This window comes from uncultured Helcococcus sp. (genome assembly GCF_946998255.1).
GTDB lineage: Bacteria > Bacillota > Clostridia > Tissierellales > Peptoniphilaceae > Helcococcus.
Genome location: NZ_CAMPYN010000005.1, coordinates 1 through 21,637, shown reverse-complemented (window position 1 = coordinate 21,637; position 21,637 = coordinate 1). Strand labels below are relative to the sequence as shown.

General features: G+C 32.4%; 18 protein-coding genes, 1 tRNA gene and 1 other RNA gene. 15 read left to right on the top strand and 5 right to left on the bottom strand.

Going from position 1 to position 21,637, the window contains the following annotated elements; all coding sequences use genetic code 11:
• Position 1: 1 nt before the first annotated feature.
• From clpB to Q0U66_RS00940, 3 genes are all read left to right on the top strand, one after another.
• The gene (gene clpB / locus Q0U66_RS00950) at positions 2–2,569 is read left to right on the top strand and encodes an ATP-dependent chaperone ClpB (protein ID WP_297376530.1); all 2,568 of its coding nucleotides are present in this window, start codon (positions 2–4) and stop codon (positions 2,567–2,569) included.
• A 501-nt stretch (positions 2,570–3,070) separates the two neighbouring features.
• Positions 3,071–4,600 (top strand): ATP-binding cassette domain-containing protein, encoded by a 1,530-nt coding sequence (locus Q0U66_RS00945; protein ID WP_297376528.1) that lies wholly within the window; start codon positions 3,071–3,073, stop codon positions 4,598–4,600.
• Positions 4,601–4,660: 60 nt separating this feature from the next.
• On the top strand, positions 4,661–5,584 hold the full coding sequence (locus Q0U66_RS00940; protein WP_297376526.1) for a DNA methyltransferase: 924 nt from the start codon (positions 4,661–4,663) through the stop codon (positions 5,582–5,584).
• A 123-nt stretch (positions 5,585–5,707) separates the two neighbouring features.
• On the opposite strand, the gene ffs is transcribed toward Q0U66_RS00940, so the two are convergent.
• Both ffs and Q0U66_RS00930 read right to left on the bottom strand, forming a co-directional pair.
• Positions 5,708–5,972: signal recognition particle sRNA large type (gene ffs, locus Q0U66_RS00935), an RNA gene on the bottom strand.
• Positions 5,973–6,066 (bottom strand) — tRNA-Ser (locus Q0U66_RS00930).
• Between the two features lie 225 nt (positions 6,067–6,291).
• Here Q0U66_RS00930 and Q0U66_RS00925 point away from each other — a divergent pair.
• The 9 genes from Q0U66_RS00925 (at position 6,292) to Q0U66_RS00885 (ending at position 14,934) form a co-directional block, all read left to right on the top strand.
• Positions 6,292–7,677: a carbohydrate ABC transporter substrate-binding protein gene (locus Q0U66_RS00925; RefSeq protein WP_297376524.1), complete on the top strand. Its 1,386-nt coding sequence runs from the start codon at positions 6,292–6,294 to the stop codon at positions 7,675–7,677.
• Between the two features lie 75 nt (positions 7,678–7,752).
• Positions 7,753–8,649 carry a carbohydrate ABC transporter permease gene (locus Q0U66_RS00920; RefSeq protein WP_297376522.1) on the top strand — a complete coding sequence of 299 codons (897 nt, stop codon included), beginning with the start codon at positions 7,753–7,755 and terminating at the stop codon, positions 8,647–8,649.
• An 8-nt stretch (positions 8,650–8,657) separates the two neighbouring features.
• Positions 8,658–9,515: a carbohydrate ABC transporter permease gene (locus tag Q0U66_RS00915; protein WP_297376520.1), complete on the top strand. Its 858-nt coding sequence runs from the start codon at positions 8,658–8,660 to the stop codon at positions 9,513–9,515.
• Entirely contained in the window at positions 9,512–11,689 is a 2,178-nt protein-coding gene (gene gnpA, locus Q0U66_RS00910) for a 1,3-beta-galactosyl-N-acetylhexosamine phosphorylase (protein ID WP_297376518.1), read from the top strand. Before Q0U66_RS00915 ends, gnpA begins: the two co-directional genes overlap by 4 nt.
• A 2-nt stretch (positions 11,690–11,691) precedes the next feature.
• Positions 11,692–11,871 (top strand): hypothetical protein, encoded by a 180-nt coding sequence (locus tag Q0U66_RS00905; RefSeq protein ID WP_297376516.1) that lies wholly within the window; start codon positions 11,692–11,694, stop codon positions 11,869–11,871.
• Positions 11,872–11,879: 8 nt separating this feature from the next.
• The gene (locus Q0U66_RS00900; protein ID WP_297376514.1) at positions 11,880–12,845 is read left to right on the top strand and encodes an ROK family protein; all 966 of its coding nucleotides are present in this window, start codon (positions 11,880–11,882) and stop codon (positions 12,843–12,845) included.
• Positions 12,846–12,848: 3 nt separating this feature from the next.
• The gene (gene ugpC, locus Q0U66_RS00895) at positions 12,849–13,952 is read left to right on the top strand and encodes a sn-glycerol-3-phosphate ABC transporter ATP-binding protein UgpC (protein ID WP_297376512.1); all 1,104 of its coding nucleotides are present in this window, start codon (positions 12,849–12,851) and stop codon (positions 13,950–13,952) included.
• Positions 13,953–14,182: 230 nt separating this feature from the next.
• The gene (locus Q0U66_RS00890) at positions 14,183–14,677 is read left to right on the top strand and encodes a helix-turn-helix domain-containing protein (RefSeq protein WP_297376510.1); all 495 of its coding nucleotides are present in this window, start codon (positions 14,183–14,185) and stop codon (positions 14,675–14,677) included.
• Complete coding sequence (locus Q0U66_RS00885; RefSeq protein WP_297376508.1) at positions 14,677–14,934, top strand: hypothetical protein; 258 nt, start codon at positions 14,677–14,679, stop codon at positions 14,932–14,934. Before Q0U66_RS00890 ends, Q0U66_RS00885 begins: the two co-directional genes overlap by 1 nt.
• A 36-nt stretch (positions 14,935–14,970) precedes the next feature.
• Here the strand turns inward: Q0U66_RS00885 and galT are convergent, their stop codons facing one another.
• The 3 genes from galT to tyrS all read right to left on the bottom strand — a co-directional run bounded on the left by galT (position 14,971) and on the right by tyrS (position 18,605).
• Complete coding sequence (gene galT / locus Q0U66_RS00880; protein ID WP_297376506.1) at positions 14,971–15,960, bottom strand: galactose-1-phosphate uridylyltransferase; 990 nt, start codon at positions 15,958–15,960, stop codon at positions 14,971–14,973.
• 101 nt (positions 15,961–16,061) lie between these two features.
• Positions 16,062–17,345, bottom strand: a complete 1,284-nt coding sequence (locus Q0U66_RS00875) for an AI-2E family transporter (RefSeq protein WP_297376504.1) — start codon at positions 17,343–17,345, stop codon at positions 16,062–16,064.
• A gap of 18 nt (positions 17,346–17,363) precedes the next feature.
• On the bottom strand, positions 17,364–18,605 hold the full coding sequence (tyrS, locus tag Q0U66_RS00870) for a tyrosine--tRNA ligase (protein WP_297376502.1): 1,242 nt from the start codon (positions 18,603–18,605) through the stop codon (positions 17,364–17,366).
• A gap of 172 nt (positions 18,606–18,777) precedes the next feature.
• Here tyrS and metG point away from each other — a divergent pair, with 172 nt between their 5' ends.
• The 3 genes from metG to Q0U66_RS05820 form a co-directional block, all read left to right on the top strand.
• Positions 18,778–20,715 carry a methionine--tRNA ligase gene (metG, locus tag Q0U66_RS00865; protein WP_297376500.1) on the top strand — a complete coding sequence of 646 codons (1,938 nt, stop codon included), beginning with the start codon at positions 18,778–18,780 and terminating at the stop codon, positions 20,713–20,715.
• On the top strand, positions 20,715–21,500 hold the full coding sequence (locus Q0U66_RS00860; protein ID WP_297376498.1) for a TatD family hydrolase: 786 nt from the start codon (positions 20,715–20,717) through the stop codon (positions 21,498–21,500). Before metG ends, Q0U66_RS00860 begins: the two co-directional genes overlap by 1 nt.
• A partial coding sequence (locus Q0U66_RS05820; protein WP_366938258.1) for a toprim domain-containing protein occupies positions 21,490–21,637 on the top strand: 148 nt, incomplete at its 3' end. The genes Q0U66_RS00860 and Q0U66_RS05820, both read left to right, overlap by 11 nt.

The window sequence follows — 21,637 nt, the reverse complement described above, 5'->3', positions numbered from 1 at the left end:
TATGAACATGGATAGATTTTCAGAAAAAACATTACAATACATTCAAAAGGCTCAAGATATAGCCATTAAAAACTCAAACCCAGAATTAAATGAAAAACATTTGGCCTATGCTATGATGCAAGAATCAGATGGTCTTGTATTTAGACTAATTAATTTAATGGATAAGGACGCCTCAACTATTAGAGAAGAGCTGAAAAGATTGGTAGATAATTTATCAGAACAAGCTGGTGGATCACTTCATGCATCTACCGCCTACCAAAGAATCTTGTTAAAGGCAGAAGATGAAGCTAGTGAATTAAATGATAGCTATATAGGTGTAGATCACTTGTTCTTAGCCTTATTAAAAGAAAAAAATAATGAAGTTGTAAATCTTCTAAATAAATTTGGTGTAAACTATAAGAGTTTTAAAGAAAAACTTTTAGCATTTAAAGAAGATAAGAAAAACAACCCGGGTCAAGCTGAAGATTCCGCCTTAGCTAAATATACAGTTGACCTAACAAAAGATGCGAGGGAAGGTAAGATTGACCCTATCATTGGCAGGGATGAAGAAATAAGATCAGCTATTAGAATTTTGTCTAGGAGAACTAAAAACAATCCTGTTTTAATAGGGGAACCGGGTGTAGGTAAAACTGCAGTTGTAGAAGGTATAGCCCAAAGGATTGTAAATAATGATGTGCCAGACAACTTAAAAGGTGTAAGACTTCTTTCTCTAGACTTAGCAGCCTTGATAGCAGGAGCTAAATATAGAGGAGAATTTGAAGAAAGGCTTAAAGATGTCATAAATGAATTAGAAGATTCAGATGGTGATATTATACTTTTCATTGACGAAATGCACATGATAGTTGGTGCAGGTAAGACAGATGGAGCTATGGATGCTGGTAATATCATGAAACCAGCCCTATCTAGAGGCTTAATCAAGGTAATAGGTGCTACTACCTTAAATGAATATAGGCAATACATCGAAAAAGATGGAGCCCTAGAGAGAAGATTCCAAAAGGTATTAGTTGATCAACCAAATGTTGAAGATACTATTTCTATTTTAAGAGGTATAAAAGAAAAGTATGAATTACACCACGGATTAAGAATAGCTGACTCTGCAGTTATATCTGCGGCTGTCTTATCAGATAGATATATAACAGACAGATTTTTACCTGACAAGGCTATAGATCTAATGGATGAGGCTGCAGCTATGGTAAAAACCGAAATAGATTCAATGCCAGAAGATATAGATAAACTAAGAAGAGAGATATTACAAATTCAAATAGAAGTAACAGCTTTAAAAAATGAAACAGATGAATCTTCAAAGGAAAGATTAGCATCTTTAGAGAAAGAATTGAGTCAAAAAGACGATCTTTACAATGAAAAATTTGCTAAATGGCAAGATTCTAAAAAAGTTTTAGACAAGATAAACAATATCAAGGCTGAAATTGATAGGGTAAAGATTGAAATTGAAGATGCTGAAAGATCATATGATTTTGAAAAGTTATCACAACTAAGATATGGTAAATTACCACAATTACAAGAAGAATTAAAAGAAGCTGAAGAAAAATCTAGTCAAGAATCAGATCTAAAAGAAGAAGTAACAGATGAAGAAATTGCAGAAGTAGTTTCAAAATGGACTGGTATACCTCTTTCAAAACTTCAAGAAACAGAAAAAGAAAAAATCTTGACTCTTGGAGAAAAATTAAAAGAAAGAGTAATCGGCCAAGACCAAGCTGTTGAAGCTGTATCAGAAGCTATCTTAAGAGCTAGATCTGGACTAAAGGATGAAAATAGACCTATAGGTTCATTTATATTCTTAGGACCTACAGGTGTAGGTAAGACAGAATTGGCCAAGGCTTTAACTGGTTTGATGTTTGATAACGAAAGAAACATGATTAGGATTGATATGTCCGAATACATGGAAAAGTATTCTGTATCAAGATTAATTGGTGCAGCCCCAGGTTATGTAGGTTATGAAGAAGGTGGACAATTAACAGAAGCTGTTAGAAGAAATCCTTATTCAGTAGTCCTCTTTGACGAAATAGAAAAGGCCCACCCTGATGTATTCAACATTCTATTACAAGTTTTAGATGATGGTAGACTAACAGACAACCAAGGTAGAACTGTGGATTTCAAAAACACCATTATTATCATGACTTCAAATATAGGGTCTCAATACCTATTAGATGGCTTGGATGACAAGAGTCAAATAAGCCAAGAAGCTAGAGACAAGGTTGATGAAGAATTGAAGATTAGATTTAGACCAGAATTCCTAAATAGGATTGATGAAATAGTTATGTTCAAACCTTTAGGTAAAGATCAAATCAGTCACATCATAGACTTAGAATTGGTAAAGATTGCTAGAAAACTAGAAGATAGAAAGATTAACTTATCTATTGATGACAAAGCAAAAGACTACATCATAGAAAATGCTTATTCACCAACCTTTGGTGCAAGGCCAATTAAGAGATTCTTACAAAAGAACTTAGAAACTAGCCTAGCTAGAAAATTACTTGCTGGAGAAATCAAGGAAAAAGAAGCGGTACAAATAAGTGCTGATGACAATGGTTTGGTTTTTAAGCATTAGAATAAGTGGAAAGACTTCAAGGGTTATAAATCCTTGAAGTTTTTTGAAAATTTAAAATAAAAAAATCACTTAGTTAAGCAACTAAACAAAAACTAAGTGATTACGCAAAAATATCACCAATCAAGTAAGGATTAAATCCTTAATGACTTGATAAGTCTATACTTATTATAGACTTAATTACTTAAAAAATCAAAGATTAAATATAATAAATAGAAATCAGAAAAATATAATTGAATATTATCTAAAAAAAAGATAGAATATAGTCATCACAATAAAGGAGAGTGGGGATGGTAATTTTATAAAATGGATTAATGAATTTAATACTTATAGTTAGCAGGATTATATTCCTGTACTGTTTAGTATGCCATTTTATATGATATCATTTAGCACGGACCTATCTGTTTATCTATATAAACAGATTTTTTTATATCTAAAATCTAATTCAATAATTTTTAATATCCATATATTATGGCATACATTCTCAAAATTGAAGGAGGATTTATGCTACAAATTAATAATCTAAACATATACCTACTGGAAGACTTACGCCTTTTGATCGAAGATTTTACTTTTTCATTAAATAAATCTGATAAGGTCGCCCTCATAGGTGAAGAGGGAAATGGTAAATCAATCTTATTGAAGGCTATATATGATAAAAAATTAATAGAAGATATATGTTCTATTTCTGGAGATATTTTTACAAGCAATGAAAATATCGCCTATTTACCACAAGCAATAGATGAAGAAGTACTAAAAAAGACAACTGAGGAATATTTACACGAAAATATTCCCTATGAATTCTTCAAATATAATCTATTCTACAAATTAATTGTTGAACTAGATTTTGATGAAGACTTAATTTCTACTGATAAATATATTTTAACCTTATCTGGTGGTGAAAGAATTAAATATATTTTACTAGTGGAACTTATGAAATCACCAACTATATTTTTGATGGATGAACCAAGTAATGACCTTGATTTAGAGTCGGTTAAATGGCTTGAAAATTTCATGAAAAACTTAGATATACCACTTATATTTGTTTCGCATGATATTGAACTTTTGTCAAATGTTGCAAATAGGATAATCCATCTTGAGCAAATAATGAGGCGTTCAAAAGCAAAGCATACTATTGCCTCTATGACTTACCAGGAATATGTAGAGAAAAGATCCTTAAACATTTTCAATCAAACGAAACGAGCTAAAAAAGATAAAGAGGAATTTGATAAGAAAGTTTCTAGATATAGGAGAATTCATGATTCGGTGCAAGATTCATTAAGAGCTACAAAACCAAACAATCCAGAAGTTGGTAAAAATCTGAAAGATAAGATGCATACAGTTAAATCCATGGGAAAAATATTGGAAAAAGAAAGAGAAAATCTTGCAAAAGTACCCGATTATGAAGAAGAGATATCTATAAATTTTGATGAAGATATAAATGTACCTAATGGAAAAGTTATTTTAGATATGTATTTAGAAAATCTTGAAATTTCTGGTATGACTTTATCTAAAAATATAAATTTAAAAGTTATTGGACCTGAAAAAATTTGCATTATAGGTAAAAATGGTGTTGGAAAATCAACTCTATTGAAGATAATAATAAAAGAATTGAAAGATTTAAATCTAAATGTTGGATATATGCCACAAACCTATTTTGAGCTTGAAGAATATGAGATGAATGCTATCGAATATTTATCTTATGATTTTACCAAGGATGAACATTCTAAAATTTCAACTTATCTAGGATCTCTAAATTTTAAAAGAGAAGAGATGTATAGAAATGTAAAATCTTTATCAGGTGGACAAAAGGCAAAATTATTTTTTGCAAAAATGAATCTAGATAAGTGTGAAGTTTTAGTTTTAGATGAGCCTACAAGAAACCTATCACCTTTATCGCAACCGGAAATTATAAATGCTCTAAAATTATTTAATGGTTCAATAATTTCAGTTTCACATGATAGAAACTTTATAAAAGAAGTTTGTGATAAATGCTATGAACTTACTAAGAATGGTCTAAGATTATTAAATTAATCACTTGTTATTAAAATTCATATACTTTAAAATATAAGTAAAATACCTAAAGGAATAGAAATGAAACAAAAATCCAAAAGAAATAAAACTATAGATTTTGGCTTAGATGAGGCTGGAAAATATTTACAGAATGCTATTTACTTTACAAAAGATTTAGCCTTTAAAGATATGATTAATAAAAATATAATAGGGGATACTTTTGAGGTCTTAAAAAATGTAGAAGATGAGTCTATAGACCTTATCATAGTCGACCCGCCTTATAATCTAAGAAAAAACTACCATGGAAATATCTTTACTGAAAAAGATAGCAAGACCTATGAAAAATACACAAGGACATGGATAGAGATGGTAAAAGATAAGCTTAAGGAAAATGCTAGTATGTATGTTTGCTGCGATTGGAAATCTTCTTTGATTATAGGTCCCATTCTTCTTGAATATTTTAATGTCAGAAATAGAATTACCTGGCAGAGGGAAAAGGGCAGAGGCTCGAAAAATAATTGGAAAAATTCCATGGAAGATATTTGGTATGTAAGTAAAGGTGATGATTTTACCTTTAATATCGATAAGTTAAAACAAAGAAAAAGAGTTCTAGCTCCCTATAAAGAAGGTGGCAAGGCCAAAGACTGGAAAGAGGGAGATAATGGAAAATATAGAGACACCTATCCGTCCAATTTCTGGGATGATATAAGCATTCCTTTTTGGTCTATGGAAGAAAATACTGGTCATCCGACTCAAAAACCTGAAAAATTAATAGCCAAGTTGATACTTGCTTCTTCAAATGAGGGTGACCTTATCTTAGATCCTTTTGCTGGGTCTTGTACCACTTCAGTAACTGCTAAGAAACTAAGTAGAAGATATATAGGCATTGAACAAAACGAGTTATATGTAGCCTGGGGTGAGAAGAGGCTTGAAAACGCTAAAAAAAATCCTACTATACAAGGCTATGAAGATGGGATTTTTTATGAGAGAAATTATAGGTTGTGAAAACAAACAAATCAAAAAAGCATTAGCTACCAAACACGGTACTAAGCTTTTTTGTTATGTGAGATAAAAAAGAAAAGATAGGGCGATTAAATAAGGGAGACGGCCCTATCTTTGTAAATATGTACGCACACCCAGCTTTGTTATAGCTATCAATGCCACTACTTAATAGTTAGCTCAGAAGAGGCTTCCCCGTATCACACAAAAGGGACTACTTAATGCTGCTTCCTTCCGGACCTGACATGGTTCATAGGCTTTTGTTGCACGGGACCCCCGCATCAACACCACTTGTTAAGCGTATCTCATCAATAAAAATATCTAGGCTGGGACTTCAACCCTACTATAGCGGATTGTAGGTTACAGGGCACCGCTACTTCCCCATCTAGTGCATTGGCGGAGAGTGAGGGATTTGAACCCTCGGTACGGCTAAAGCACCGTACACATGATTTCCAATCATGCACCATCAGCCACTCGGACAACTCTCCATAGTCACTAGATAATTATATTAGATTAGAAAAGATAAGTCAAATAGCTAAAATTTTTACAAAAATGTAATAAAACACCAAGCTCTAATAAATAGGTAATTACCATTGTTTTATGTATATATTCTATTTTTATAAGCAAATCTATAATAAAAAATCGTTTTCGCTATTAGACAAATGTTTTCATAATCTTTATACTATAATTAAGAAATTAATTAGGAGGAAAATATGGCAAAGAAAATAATTTCTTTATTATTAGCGTTAGTGTTAGTACTATCACTTGTGGCATGTTCTAATACTAATAAGGAAACAGGAAAAGAAACAGGAAAAGAAACAGGAAAAGAAACAGGCAAAGAAGTAAGTGAAGGCCTTCCATTTGAAGGGAAAACTCTTACATTTGCAGGTTTAGAAGGTGGTTACGGAACCGACGGATGGAATGAAGTAATCAAAAAGTTTGAAGAATTATCCGGTGCTAAAGTTGAAGCAACATTCTCTCAACAAATTGAAGATGAAGTAAGATCAAAATTCTTATCAGGTCAAGCGCCAGATGTTAACTACATTTCTTTAAGTAGAGAAGCTGGACTTACTGAAGCTCAATTAGCTGAAAAACAAGTTTTAGAAATCACAGACGCTTTTGATGCAAAGATTTTAGGAGAAGACCAAACACCTAAAGAAAAATTACTTGATGGTTCATTAGGTGGATCAACAACAAATCCTTATGGTGATGATAAAGTTTACTTAGCTCCTATACATCTAGCTCCAAATGGTTTCTTCCATAATGCTAACTTATTTGGAGAAGGAAAATTAGAATTACCAAAGACAATTGATGAATTAGTTGCTTTAGAAGGTAAACAAGAAGGTGCAGCAGTCTATACATATCCAGTAGCTGGATACCACGACTCAGTGATACCTGCATTGATTAGCCAAGTTGGCGGACAAGATTTATATACAAAATTAATGAACTATGATTCAAAAGCATGGGAAACAGAAGCAACACCAGTTTTTAAAGCTTTAGGAAAAATATTAAAACATGTAAACAAAAACACAGTAGCTCAAGCTAACGGTGAAAGTTTTACACAAAACCAATTACAAGTAATGAAAAATGAATCATTATTTATGCCAAATGGTACATGGGTAGTAAACGAAATGAAAGAAGCTGAAGGTGTAGCTGAAGGATTCGAATGGGGTCTATTACCAGTTCCTGCATACAAAGAAGGTGCTGACAGATATGTTTACTCATTCAACGAACAAGTTTGGGTATCAGCCAAAACAAAAGAACCTGAATTAGCTAAAGCATTCATAGCATTCTTATACTCAGATGTTGCTGCAGAAGCATTCCAAAACAACGGTGGTGCTGTAATACCTACAGCTAAGGCTATCGAATTAATCAAAGACCCACTTACAAAATCATTCTACGATATTTTAAGTAGCGATGATGTTAAGATAGTTTCTGGTGGTTTTGCTCAAGCTCCAGCAGTTGAAGGTGTATCAGTAACAGATGCCCTATATGAAACAATCAACTCAGTAGCTAACGGAGACAAAACAGTTGAAGAATGGCAAGCAGATGTTGTTAAAGCAGTGAAAGCAATAGAAGAAGCAAAGGCTGCTCAATAAGATAAATTATGATAGGCGGCGGATAGATCCGCTGCCTATTTCAATTATAAGCAAGATTAGAAAGATGGTGGTTTTATGAAAAACTCTAAAAGTAAATTAACTTTTATAAATTTAAGTTTAATACCTGCCTTCCTTTTATACATCGTATTTATTTTGTATCCAACTTTTACAGTTTTCAAATCCTCTTTATATAAGAAAACTGCATATACGATTGGAAATGGTGAATTTGTAGGATTAAATAATTTTAAAATACTAATGGATGATCCTAAGTTTATAAAAGCTTTTCAAAATACAATATTCTTAATGGTTATAGTAACAGTGATTACAATGTTTTTAGCAATTATATTTGCAGCTATTTTAACTAGAGAAGATTTAAAGGGAAAAAATTTCCTTAGGATTATATTTTACGTTCCAAACATTTTATCTATTGCCGTAGTTGCAGCGATATTTGCAGCTATTTATGGGATGGATAACGGTTTAATCAATGGCTTAGGAAAATTATTTAATCCTGAAACATGGACAAATATACCATTTTTAGGTGATAGGAAAATAGTTAATTATTCCATAGTTGCTGCCATGGTATGGCAAGCTGTTGGATATTATATGGTTATGTATATGTCAACCATGTCTCAAATACCAAATCATTTATATGAAGCGGCTGAAATAGATGGGGCAAGCAAGTTTAAACAATTTTTTGATATAACCTTACCTTTATCATGGGAAACAGTAAGAACTACTTTAACATTCTATGTTATATCTAACATAAATATAGCCTTCCAGATTATCAAAGCTTTGACAGGAGGAGGACCTGATGGTGCTTCTACAACCTTGTTAAATTACCAATATGATCAGGCTTACTCAAATCTATCATTTGGTTACGGCTTAGCTATAGGTGTAGTAGTATTCTTATTCTCATTTATATTGTCAGCTATCATATCAAGAATAACAAATAGAGATTCAGTACAATTTTAGGAGGGGAAATGAAGAAAAAAGTTAATTTATATAAGATATTTGTATATCTTGTAATGGCTATATTTGCCCTCTCTATACTTATTCCTTTAATTTGGGTATTTATGGCTTCTCTAAAAGAAAACAAAGAATTCTATCAAAATCCATGGCAGTTACCCCTAGGTTTCTACTGGGAAAACTTTAAAAATGCCTGGGTAGGTGCTAATATGGGGACCTATTTCTTAAATTCTGTAATCGTTACAGCAGGGTCTTTAGCAATATTACTTATAATTGCAATCCCATGTGCTTATGTATTATCCAGAATAGAATTTAAAGGCAGAAGTGTATTAAGAGGAATTATGAAAGCTGGTTTGTTTATAAACCTCTCATATATTGTAGTTCCAATATTTATGATGCTATTAGATTTGAACCAAAAATTTGAAGTAACATTCTTCCTAAATAATAGGCTTATACTATGTTTCATTTATGCAGCATCAGCAGTACCATTTACAGTTTATCTATTATCAAACTTCTTCCAATCAATATCTAAATCTTATGAAGAAGCAGCAAGAATAGATGGTGCTGGTTATTTCAAGACCTTAGTAGATATAATTTTACCTATGGCAAAACCAGCTGTGATAACAGTTATTTTATTTAACTTTTTATCTTTCTGGAATGAATATATTTTAGCTTTAACAATATTACCAGATGATGCAAAAAGAACCTTACCGGTTGGTTTAATCAACCTACAACAAGCATCTAGAGGTGCTGCCCAATATGGTAGACTTTATGCTGGTTTAGTATTGGTTATGGTTCCGACTTTAATTTTATATATTTCAGTTCAAAAACAATTAACAGAAGGTATGATGGTAGGAGGAGATAAAGGATGAGAAAAGACTATAAGAAATCTAGAACTCATGGTAGGGTAACTTTACCAAGTGAAGAAAACTTCTATGATGAAACAATTGAATTAATTGATAGGTTGGGAGCTGATGTTTTAAGGGATTCTGATGGTACAAAACTTCCTGATGACCTAAAAGACCTTGAAGGAATATCAGTTTATGCAAAATACTTAACAGCTCGTGGTTACAATGACTTTGCTAATGACCATAAAGAAGAAATCACAAGATTTTATCTCATGAGTGAATTTGTAACAGCAACAAGTGAAGAAACAGAAATTGACTTTGCCAAAGAATATTTCGACCAGCAAATCAAGGCTGACTATGACCATGATCCTAAAGAATGGTGGGAAGTTATAGATAGGACTACAGGACAGGTAGTAGATCCTGCAGACTGGGAAGTTGACAAAGAAAAAGATATAGTAACTGTAAAAACAATCCCATTCCATGAATATACCGTTTCGTTTTTAGCCTACTGTATATGGGATCCAGTTCATATGTACAATTTTATTACAAATGATTGGCCAGATACAGTTCCTCATGCTATTCCAATAGATGTAAGGTATGATGCAACCAGTGAATATTTGGAAGAATTTTTAGATGAATTCTTAGAAAAAAATCCTAAGACAGATGTAATTAGGTTTACAACATTCTTCTACCAATTCTCTTTAGTATTTAACAAACATGGTTTAGAAAAGCATGTAGACTGGTATGGTTATACAAACTCTGTATCACCAAAGGCTTTTAAAGAATTTGAAAAGGAATATGGATATAAATTAAGACCAGAAGATATTGTTGATGAAGGCTATTACAACTCAACCTTTAGAGTACCTTCTAAAGCCTTTTTAGATTATATAGACTTCACTTCTAAGTTTGTAGCTAAAAAAGCTAAAAGACTAGTGGATATAGTTCACAAACATGGTAGAAAGGCTATCATGTTCTTGGGTGACCACTATATAGGTGTTGAACCTTGGTCTAAAAACTTTGAAAGTATTGGATTGGATGGGGTTGTAGGTTCTGTTGGTGACGGTGTTACCTTGAGATTAATTTCAAGTATAAATACACCTATGACAGAAGGAAGATTTTTACCATACTTCTTCCCAGATACTTTCTATGAAGGTAATGATCCAACTATCGAAGGTAAGGACAACTGGGTAAAAGCAAGAAGAGCCTTAGTAAGAGAACCTTTGGATAGGATTGGTTATGGTGGATATATGTCCCTAGCTTACCAATTCCCAAAATTTATAGACTATATTGAAAAAGTAACCCAAGAATTTAGAGACATCCATGACATAGTTTCCCAAGGGAAGGCTTATAGTTCTGCCAAGGTGGCTATTTTGAACCACTGGGGTGATAGAAGAAAATGGTCTCCATGGATAGTTGCCCACGGAAAATGGTACAAATTATCATATTCCTATATGGGTATTACAGAAGCCTTAGCTGGAATGGATATGGATGTTGTATTTATCGACTTTGATGATGTAAAAAATGGAATTGATAAAGATATTGACGTAATTATAAATGCTGGTGATGCATACACATCATTCTCAGGCGGAAAAGCCTTTATGGATGAAGAAGTTGTAGCAAATATAAGAAAATTTGTATACGAGGGTGGTGGATTTATCGGTGTTGGGGAACCAAGTGCCTACCAAGCAAATGGTAGATATTTCCAATTAGCAGATGTAATGGGTGTTGATAAGGAAATAGGTTTTTCACAATCTAACAACAAGTACTTTGTTGATGAAGTAAAAGACCACTTTATAACTGAAGACCTAGTTGAAGACTTGGACTTTGGTGATGATAAACAAAATGTTTATGCAACAACAGAAAATACAGAAATATTAAGTTTCTTTGATCATTCAGTTCATATGGCAGCAAATGATTTTGGAAAGGGTAGGTCTTTCTATATAAGCGGTTTGCCATATTCAACACAAAATACAAGATTGTTAAAAAGAGCTATACACTATGTAAGTCATAAGGAAGATGAGTTGAAAAAATACTATGCTGATGACTTGAGAATAGAAGTAGCAGCATTTCCTAAATTAGGTAAATATGCAGTAATAAACAATTCTCTAGATGATATAGAAACTACTGTATATGGAGGAGATGGAAAGTCTCACCAAGTTAAAATTGCTGGTGCAGACCTAGTATGGATTGAGGAGTAGATATGGATTACTATAAAAAGAGTAAAGTAAAAAACTTCATATTGTTTGTGATATTTGCTATTGGAGTCTATCTACAATTTTATGGACATTCCATAGAATCAAAAACTGGTTTAATGATACAGTTTTTATCTCTAGTGCTTATATTGACAGTATTGTTCTTATACAACAGAAAGCATAAGTAGGTGGTATTATGTCAAAAGTGTATATAGGAATAGACGCAGGTGGCACAAAAACTGCATATTTAATGATTGATGAAAATGGGAAAATTTTAGAAAAAGAATCAGGACCGACAGTTCATATTAAACAAACTAGTGAAGAAGATATTAGATATAGTATAGAAAAATCGATTAACACCTTACTTGAAAGAGCTGGTAAAGAAATAAGTGATATAGGTCATTTATTTGCGGGTTTACCAGGATTTGAAGCATTTCCTGAAGTTAAAATTTTATTCAGTGATATATTTTCAAAACTTCTGGGTGATGGAAAATTCACCCTTAGAAATGATGCTGTAGCTGGTTGGGCAGGATCACAAGCAGCAAGACCAGGTGTAAATATGGTTTTAGGTACAGGAGCAATCGCCTATGGCATTGACTCTGAAGGAACAGAAGCAAGATCTTCAGGATGGGGTCCTTATTGTGGAGATGAAGGTTCAGCCTATTGGATGGGTAGACAAGCTATTGGACTTTTTGGAAGAGAATCAGATGGAAGGGCACCAAAGTCACACCTTTATGAATTGATAAAATCTGAGTACGAATTAGAAAATGATTTAGACTTTATAAGTATTATTCTTGATTTAGAAGATAATAGGACAGAAATTGCACAGCTTTCTAGACTCTTATCAAAGGCTGCGGAAATGGGTGATGAAGAAGCGATATCAATTATCAACCAAGCTAGCCAGGAGGCTGTAGAAAGTATAAAAGCTGTAATAAACAAGTTGAATTTTGCTGAAGATGAAGATATATTCTTCTCATATTCTGGAGGAGTCTTCAATATAGGAAAGTTATTAACAGATCCTATAGAAGAGGCTTTATCTAAAGATTCTAGATTTAAAAAGGTGGATTCTGTTCTCCAACCCGTACAAGGAGCTTGCTTACTTGCTTTGAAATATGCAGGAATAGAAATAACTGATGAAATTTTAGAAAATTTGAAAGGATAGACTATGGCAGGATTAAAATTAAAAAACATTTACAAGGTCTATGATGGAGGAGTCACAGCTGTAAAAGACTTTAATCTTGAAATTGAAGATAAGGAATTTGTTGTATTTGTTGGACCATCAGGATGCGGTAAATCAACGACTTTAAGAATGGTTGCTGGACTTGAAGAAATAAGCCAAGGTGAGTTATACATTGATGATAAATTAGTCAATGATGTTGAACCTAAAGATAGAGATATAGCTATGGTATTCCAAAACTATGCCTTATATCCTCAAATGACAGTTAGAGAAAATATGTCATATGCCTTGAGATTAGCAAAAAGACCAATTGATGAAATAAATAAAAAAGTAGAAGAAGCAGCTAGGATATTGGACTTAGAACAATATCTAGATAGAAAACCAAAAGCCTTGTCTGGTGGACAAAGGCAAAGAGTAGCCTTAGGAAGGGCAATTGTTAGAAATCCAAAAGTGTTCTTAATGGATGAGCCCCTATCAAACTTAGATGCAAAATTAAGGGTTCAAATGAGGGCTGAGATTTCAAAATTACATGAAAGATTAGGTACAACCTTCATCTATGTAACCCACGACCAAACTGAAGCTATGACTATGGGTGATAAGATTGTAGTAATGTCAATGGGAGAAATCCAGCAAGCTGACACACCTCACAATGTATATTTCCACCCAGCAAATATGTTTGTTGCAGGATTTATCGGTTCTCCACAAATGAACTTCATAGAGGGTAAAGTAAGAAAAAATGGCGATTCTTACACTGCTGAAATATTTGGTAAAGAAGTTCATATTGATGAAAATCACGGTAAAGTCTTAGAAGAAAAAGGTTATCTAGATAAGGAGATTATAATCGGTATAAGACCTGAACACATTTATGATGATTTAAGACCTACAAAGATTCCTTTATCGGCTAAAGTTAGTTTTATAGAAAGGCTAGGGTCAGAAAAACTTCTATACCTAAATATAGATGATGATCATGAATTACAAGCTAAACTAGTTACTGATACAGAATTTGACAGGGGAATGGATGTCAACTTATATATAGATGAGAGTAAATTACATTTCTTTGACAATAAAACAGAAAAGAATATATTGATATAAAAATAGAGTTTAGATTTAGGAATTTCTTAAATCTAAACTTTTTATTTTAAAATTTTTAAATGGCTAAAAATCAACGATTCAACTATTAGTTGGTCCCAAAATAAACTGTAAGTTGTGAAAAATACATCTAATTCAACTCCTAATATGTTTATTTTTTCGATTTTGCTTGGTAATATGTATGTAAGTTAAGTGATATATATTACAGCTAGTTAAATTTGAAAGGATCTATTATGTATAAATTAGGTGAAAAAATAAGTGATTTAAGAAAAAAAGAAGGCTTGACTCAAGCTGGCTTAGCAGAGAAATTAGGAGTATCAGCCCAAGCTGTTTCAAAGTGGGAGATAGGTTCATCATATCCAGATATAAGTGTAATGCCTAAATTGGCTAAGATATTGTCTACAACAACTGATTATTTACTAATTGATGAAGCTCAACCTGAAACTGTTTACCAAAAAGAAGAACAAAGAAAACCTGTTGATGAGTTGATAATGAAAATAAGAATACTAGATGATGGCGACAAGGTAAAAGTCAATTTACCTTTTGCCTTTATGAAAATGGGTACTAGTTTTATGGAAAATATGAATGTAAATGGAAACAATCTTGGAGATATGCTCAAGGGAGTTGATATGGATTTAATATTTGAAATGGCAGAAAAAGGTATGCTTGGAAAATTTGTAGAGATAGAAGGAAAAGATGGTGAACATATTTCCATCAGTGTAGAATAATGAGAATTAAAATTAAAACTGATGACTTAAAAAGACCTATAAATATAAGAGTTCCGAACTCTTTAGTTTTTAACAAGTTAACAAGTAAAATGCTAGAAAAAGTAATTAGAGAAAATTCAAATGGGACGGTTGATTTTAACCTAGACACGAAAGAAATAAGGAAGATTTTAAAAGAAACAAAGAAAAAATATAATGGCAATTTTAAATTTGTAGAAATAGAAACTGCAAATGGTGAAGAGATTTTGATAGAAATATAAAAGAGGGCTCTAGAAAGCCCTCTTTACTCTTTTAAGCTATTTATTATCAATATCTTTCCACTTTTCATAAGCTTGTCTTAATTCTTCTGCTGTATCTTCTACCCTTCTAGGGTTTGTCTTTGCCCAAGCTGCAGTTTCAGAAGAAGCATTCCATTTTATAGAATTTTCACCTCTTAGTGGTGGGAAGAATTTAATGTGGAAGTTATAATACTCTTTACTTTCTTCTTCCAATTCACTATTAACAGGGATTTGATAAATTCCCATCATATATGGAAAGACTCTATCGAACATGTGGTCAAAAGTTCCTTGCAAGTCTCTGAGTATTTGAGCTAAGTCTCTGCTTGTTTTTTCGTCAAAGTCTTCAAAACTATGGATGTCATTTGCTTTTGGAACAAGATAGCAACCATATGGATAGTCTGTGAAAAATGGTAAAAATACAACAAAACTATCATTTTCCATTATAATCCTATCTTTAACCATTAACTCTTCATCTCTAATTTTAAGTATTAAAGATTCTCCAGTTTTATCAAAGTGTTTTTTAGAATTTTCTAATTCTGCTTTTATTCTTAAAGGCATAAATCCATAGCCATATATTTGACCATGAGGGTGGGGCTGGGTTGTACCAACTTCTTTCCCTCTATTTTCAAAGGTTAAAATATATTGTATATGTTTATCTTTTTTTATTTCTATAAATCTTGCCTTCCATAGGTCCACAAGTTTTACTAAATGATCTACAGATAAATTCCATAGAGACGCATTGTGGTCAGGTGAATATAAAATAACTTCCGCCTTACCATAAGACGGGGCTGTTTTATAAAAATCAGTTGCTACATCATCTTCCTTTGGTGGATTTGGCATCATAGAAGGCCAATCATTATCATATTTTAAAACGGTATAAGTATCTTTGATTTGTTTTGAACCAGGGCAAAATGCACAATAATCCTTTGGCATATCTGGTCTATTTTGTCTTTGTCCATTTACGATTGTCCAGTCGTCTAAAAGTGGGTTATATCTAAATTCTGCCATAATACTCTCCTTTATTTTTACACTTCTATTTTATAACAAAAGTGAAAAATATTAAAATAAAAATGGTCATAACCATTACTTAGTTATGACCATTAGAATTTTTATTTTTTATTTCTTTTTTGTTTTGATTTTTCTTTTCTAGCCTTATTTTCTTCTTCTCTCATTTCTTTCATGAGTTGTTTTTCTACATGTTTAGTAAATTCGGGCTTGATTCCCTTTAATTTCATAGAAATGAATTCTGCAAAAATCTTTATCAAGATTACTGCAGGAACGGATAAAATCATTCCCCATACACCAAACATACCACCACCAATAATTATGGAAAGTAATATAACTAGTTCATGTATACCAGAAGATGCAGAAAATAGCTTAGCTCCAACAATATTTTGTTCTACCCATTGTAAGAACCAGCACAAGAATGAAACCCATACAAAGGTCATTGGTGATTTTATAAAGGCGAATATTAAGGCTGGAAGAGTAGCTACTACAGGTCCTATATAAGGTACTATGTCAAGTAGCATGGTTATGAAACCAATTACCCAAGCGAAAGGTATACCAAACAACCAAAGCATTAGACCGGTTGAGAATCCAATAAATACCGCCATTAATAATCTACTCTTCACGAATTCATTCATAGAAAAATTAATTTCTTTATATAGATATACAGTATCATATTTGATTGATTTTGGAATCCTGTTATAACACCATTGAAGGATTTTATCCTTACTTACTAACAAGTGATAGGTGATTAATGGAATCAATACTAAGGTTACCAAACTTCCTACACTACCTTGGATTGTGTTTATCAAAGAACCTGTCCAAGCTGGAATATTGTTTGAAAGTCCTATCAAATAATTATTTATTTGAGATCTCATATTATCTAAAACTTTATAGTCTATATTCCAATCTTTTAATAAGCCTTTTATATAATCATAAGTGTAGTTAATTGAAGAAGGTAGGTTTGATAAAAATAAGCTACTTTGGTTTATAAGCTCTGGCACTATAGCTATAAGTAAAACGGATATAGCCAAAACAATAAGTAGATAACTTATAATAGTACCTGTTCCTCTTTTTAGACCCTTTTCTTCAAGTTTATTTACTATAGGATTTAATAAAAATGCTATTAAAACTGATACAAACAAGGCGAAGGCAGTTGAACCTAAGATGCTATATGTCTTAAATAAATTAACTACAACTACAACACCCATGATTGCTAAAATAATCTTAGCTATATTGTTCCAGTTTATTTTAATTTTGTGTTTATCATCAATTGCTCTATTCCCAATATAGATCATATAGTAGATAGCTAGGCCCGCTATGCCCGAAATCAAGAAATATAAAACATATTGAAAGAAAGGAGATATTGTACTGTTTGCAGAAAACATGCTTCCTCCTTATTTATTTTATTTGAAAATTACCCTGTGGAATACTTTCTTTCCTTTTTGAATAATTAAATCTTTTTCTAATAGGTCACCAGAAATTTCTAGGGATGGATCTTCAACCTTTTCGTCATTTACCTTAATTCCACCTTGTTGGATCAATCTTCTAGCCTCACCATTTGATTTGGTTATACCAAGATGACTTAATAAGTTTAAGAGTCCTGGATTTTCTACCATGAAAGATTTTTCAACTGCTGTGCTAGGCATATTTTCATCTGCTTGTCCTTTTGAAAACAGGGCTTTTGAAGTTTCTTGAGCTTCTTTAGCCTTTTCTTCACCGTGAACTAAATTTACAATTTCAAAGGCTAAAACTTCTTTAGCATGGTTGATCCTTTCGTCTTGGTGTTTGGTTAATTCTTCTATTTCTTCACTTGGTAAGAATGTAAGTAGATTTAAGAATTTTTCAACATCCCTGTCATCTGTATTTCTTAAATATTGGTATAACTCATATGGAGAAGTTTTTTCTTCATCTAACCATACAGCTCCACCCATGGATTTACCCATTTTTTGTCCGTCAGCTCTAGTTAAAAGCTTAAAGGTCATACCGTATACTTGCTCTCCTTTGTGTTTTTTAACTAGGTCAGCACCACCAATGATATTTGCCCATTGGTCAGATCCACCCATTTGTAGCTTTGTACCATGCTTTTCGTTCAATACTAAAAAGTCATAAGATTGTAAAAGCATATATGAGAATTCGAAGAAGGACAATCCTCTTTCTAACCTATTTTTATAGGCGTCTTTTTTAATCATTTCACCAACGTTAAAGTGGACACCAACCTCTCTCATAAATTGTAAAAAGTTGATATCTAACAGCCAATCAGCGTTATTTTCCATGATTGCTTTGTCATCGGAAAAGTCTAAAAATCTTTGGAATTGTTGGTAAAAACATGCTGCATTATGGTCTATGCGTTCTTTAGTCATTACCATTCTCATATCAGACCTTCCAGAAGGGTCACCGATCATGGTTGTACCACCACCTAGAAGTACTATAGGTTTATGGCCATAGGCTTGCATACGCATCATAACCATAATTTGAATAAAGTGTCCAATTGTCAATGAATCAGCGGTTGCATCAAATCCAATATAGAAGGAAACTTTCTCTTTGGCTAATAATTCTTTTAAATCTTCTTCGTGAGTAGCATGGTCTAAGTAACCTCTGGCTACTAATTCATCAAAAACATTGTCATGTTCTTTCTTGTAAATCATATTTCCTCCGTAGTAATTAATAATATAACTATTATATTTTAATAGAAAAGTATAGTCAAATACTTATTTTTACAAAAACCTTTCCACTTTGTTATATAATATTAGATAATTGAATAAGAAGAATCGACTTGATATAATTTTATTGATAAATGAATAAAAGTTAGGAGAAAAAATGGATAAGAATAAACAAGCTTATTATATTACAACACCAATATATTATCCTAATGGCAACTTGCACTTAGGACATACATACACAACTATCGTTGCTGATACATTAAAAAGATATAAAAATATTCAAGGATATGATGCCTATTTAGTTACAGGTACTGACGAACATGGGCAAAAAATTCAAGATGAAGCTAAAAAAAGGTCTATGACACCTTTAGAGTTTACAGATGGTATTGTTGCGACAGTTAAAGACTTATGGAAAAAGCTAGAAATTGACTATGACCAATTTGTGAGATCAACAGACGAAAACCATGAAGAAAATGTAAAGAAGATATTCCAAAAACTCTATGACAAGGGTGATATCTACAAGGGTTTTTATGAAGGTTACTATTGTAAACCGGACGAAGCTTTTTGGACAGAAACCCAATTAGATGAAGATGGAAATTGTCCAGTTTGCCACAGACCAGTTGCAAAACACCAAGAAGAATCATACTTCTTCAAACTATCAAAATATACAGATAAAATTCTAGAACTTTATGAAAATAATCCAGAATTTATCCTACCAGAAAGATCAAAAAATGAGATGGTTAACAATTTCTTAAAGAAAGGACTTGATGATTTATCAGTTTCAAGACCTAAAAAATCCTTAGAATGGGGGGTAGAAGTTCCTTTTGATGAAGACCATGTTATTTATGTATGGATTGATGCCTTAAGTTGCTATTTAACAGGTATAGGCCTAGGTGAAGATGAAGAAAAATTCAACCATTACTGGCCTGCAGGTGTTCACTTGATGAGTAAGGAAATAGTAAGATTCCATACAATCATTTGGCCAGCCCTATTGATGGCTTTAGATTTAGAAATGCCTAAGCAAGTCTTTGCCCACGGTTGGATCTTATTTGATGATACAAAGATGTCTAAGTCTTTAGGTAATGTTGTTTATGCAGAACCATATATAGACCTATATGGTATAGATGCCCTTAAATATTTTGTTCTAAGGGAATTTACCTTTGGACAAGATGGGTCATTCACCAATGAGAAATTTATTAACAGAGTAAATTCAGACCTTGTAAATGACTTAGGTAACCTGGTCTCAAGAACTTTATCAATGGTTGATAAATATAATGACGGAATAGTTGTTGAAGTTAAAAAGACAGGCGACTTTGATGCTGACCTTATTGAACAAGCAGAGGCTACAATAACAAGAGTTGAAGAGGAAATGGATAAGTTTGCTTTCTCTTATGCCTTGGAAGAAATTTGGAAACTGGTTAGAAGAACAAACAAATACATTGATGAAACACAACCATGGATATTAATCAAGGAAGACAAGGATAGGCTTGATACAGTCCTTTATAACTTAGTTGAAAGCATCAGGATTATAAGTCAATTGATTCAACCATTCCTACCACACACTTCAGAAGAAATATTTAAACAACTTGCTACAGAAAATCTTGGTTGGGACTCAGCAAGAAAGTTTGGTGAGTATCCAGTAGGAAACAAGGTAAATAAGGGAGGAAATCTATTCCCAAGACTTGATTTAAAAGAAGAATTAGAAAAAATCCGAGCAGCTAATGAGAAACTTTTCTTAGAAAGAAATTCAAAAACTGACAAAGAAGAAGAATCATATATTGATTTTTCAGATTTTGAAAAACTTAACTTGAAAGTTGGTCTTATAAAGAGTGCAGAAGACCATCCAAAGGCTGATAAACTATTAGTATTCAAAGTCCAAGTAGGAGATGAAGAAAGAACAATAGTTTCAGGCATCAAAGAATGGTACAAAAAAGAAGATTTAATTGGTAAAAAAGTTGTAGTTTTAACAAATCTACCTCCTAAAAAGTTAAGAGGTATCGAATCTCAAGGTATGATTTTAGCTGCAGAAAAAGATGGTGAGCTTAGCTTATTATCAGTTTTAGAAGATATAGAAGATGGAGCGGAAATATCATAATGTCAGAATATATAATAGATTCCCATGCCCACCTCTGCGATAGTAGATTTGACGAGGATAGGCAGGAAATAATAGACAATTTAGAAAAAGACAAGGTAAAACTAGTAATCATACCAGGTACAGATTTAGAATCAAGCCTTGCGGCTGTAGATTTAGCTAACAAAAATGAAAGAATCTACGCTTTAGTGGGTACCCACCCTCATGACGCAAAAGATTATACAAACGAAACTAGGGAATCCTACAAAAAATTAGCCTTAGAAAATAAAAAAGTTTTAGCTATCGGAGAAATAGGTTTGGACTACCATTACGAGTATTCACCTGTAGAAAAACAAAAAGAAGTCTTTATTGACCAAATTGAACTAGCAAAAGAACTAGATTTACCTATAGTTATCCATTCTAGAGAAGCTTTTGAAGATACTTATCAAATATTAAAAGACTATGCCAAGGGTATGAAAGTACTCTTACATTCTTTTAATGAAACCTGGGAAGACTTGACTAAATATTTAGATTTAGACTTTTATATTTCCTTAGGTGGCATGTCAACCTTCAAAAATGCAGACAATTTAGTAAGGGTAGCAGAAAGGGTTCCTATAGACAGAGTTTTTTTAGAAACGGATGCGCCATATCTTACACCTGTTCCACACAGGGGCAAGAGGAATGAGCCTAAATATACTCATTTTGTTGCCGAAAGATTAGCTAAAATGAGGGTAGAGGACTTATCCTATATAAAAGAAGAAACTAACAAAAATACTATGAAATTTTTTGGTATAGAAGATGGAAGATAATTTAAGTATAAAAGAAGTTATTGTTGTTGAAGGAAAAAGTGATATTATAGCTGTTAGAAGAGCCTTTGATAACAATATAAAAGTTATTGCCAGCCATGGACTTGGCTTAACTCATGAGTTTTTGGAAGAACTTGTTA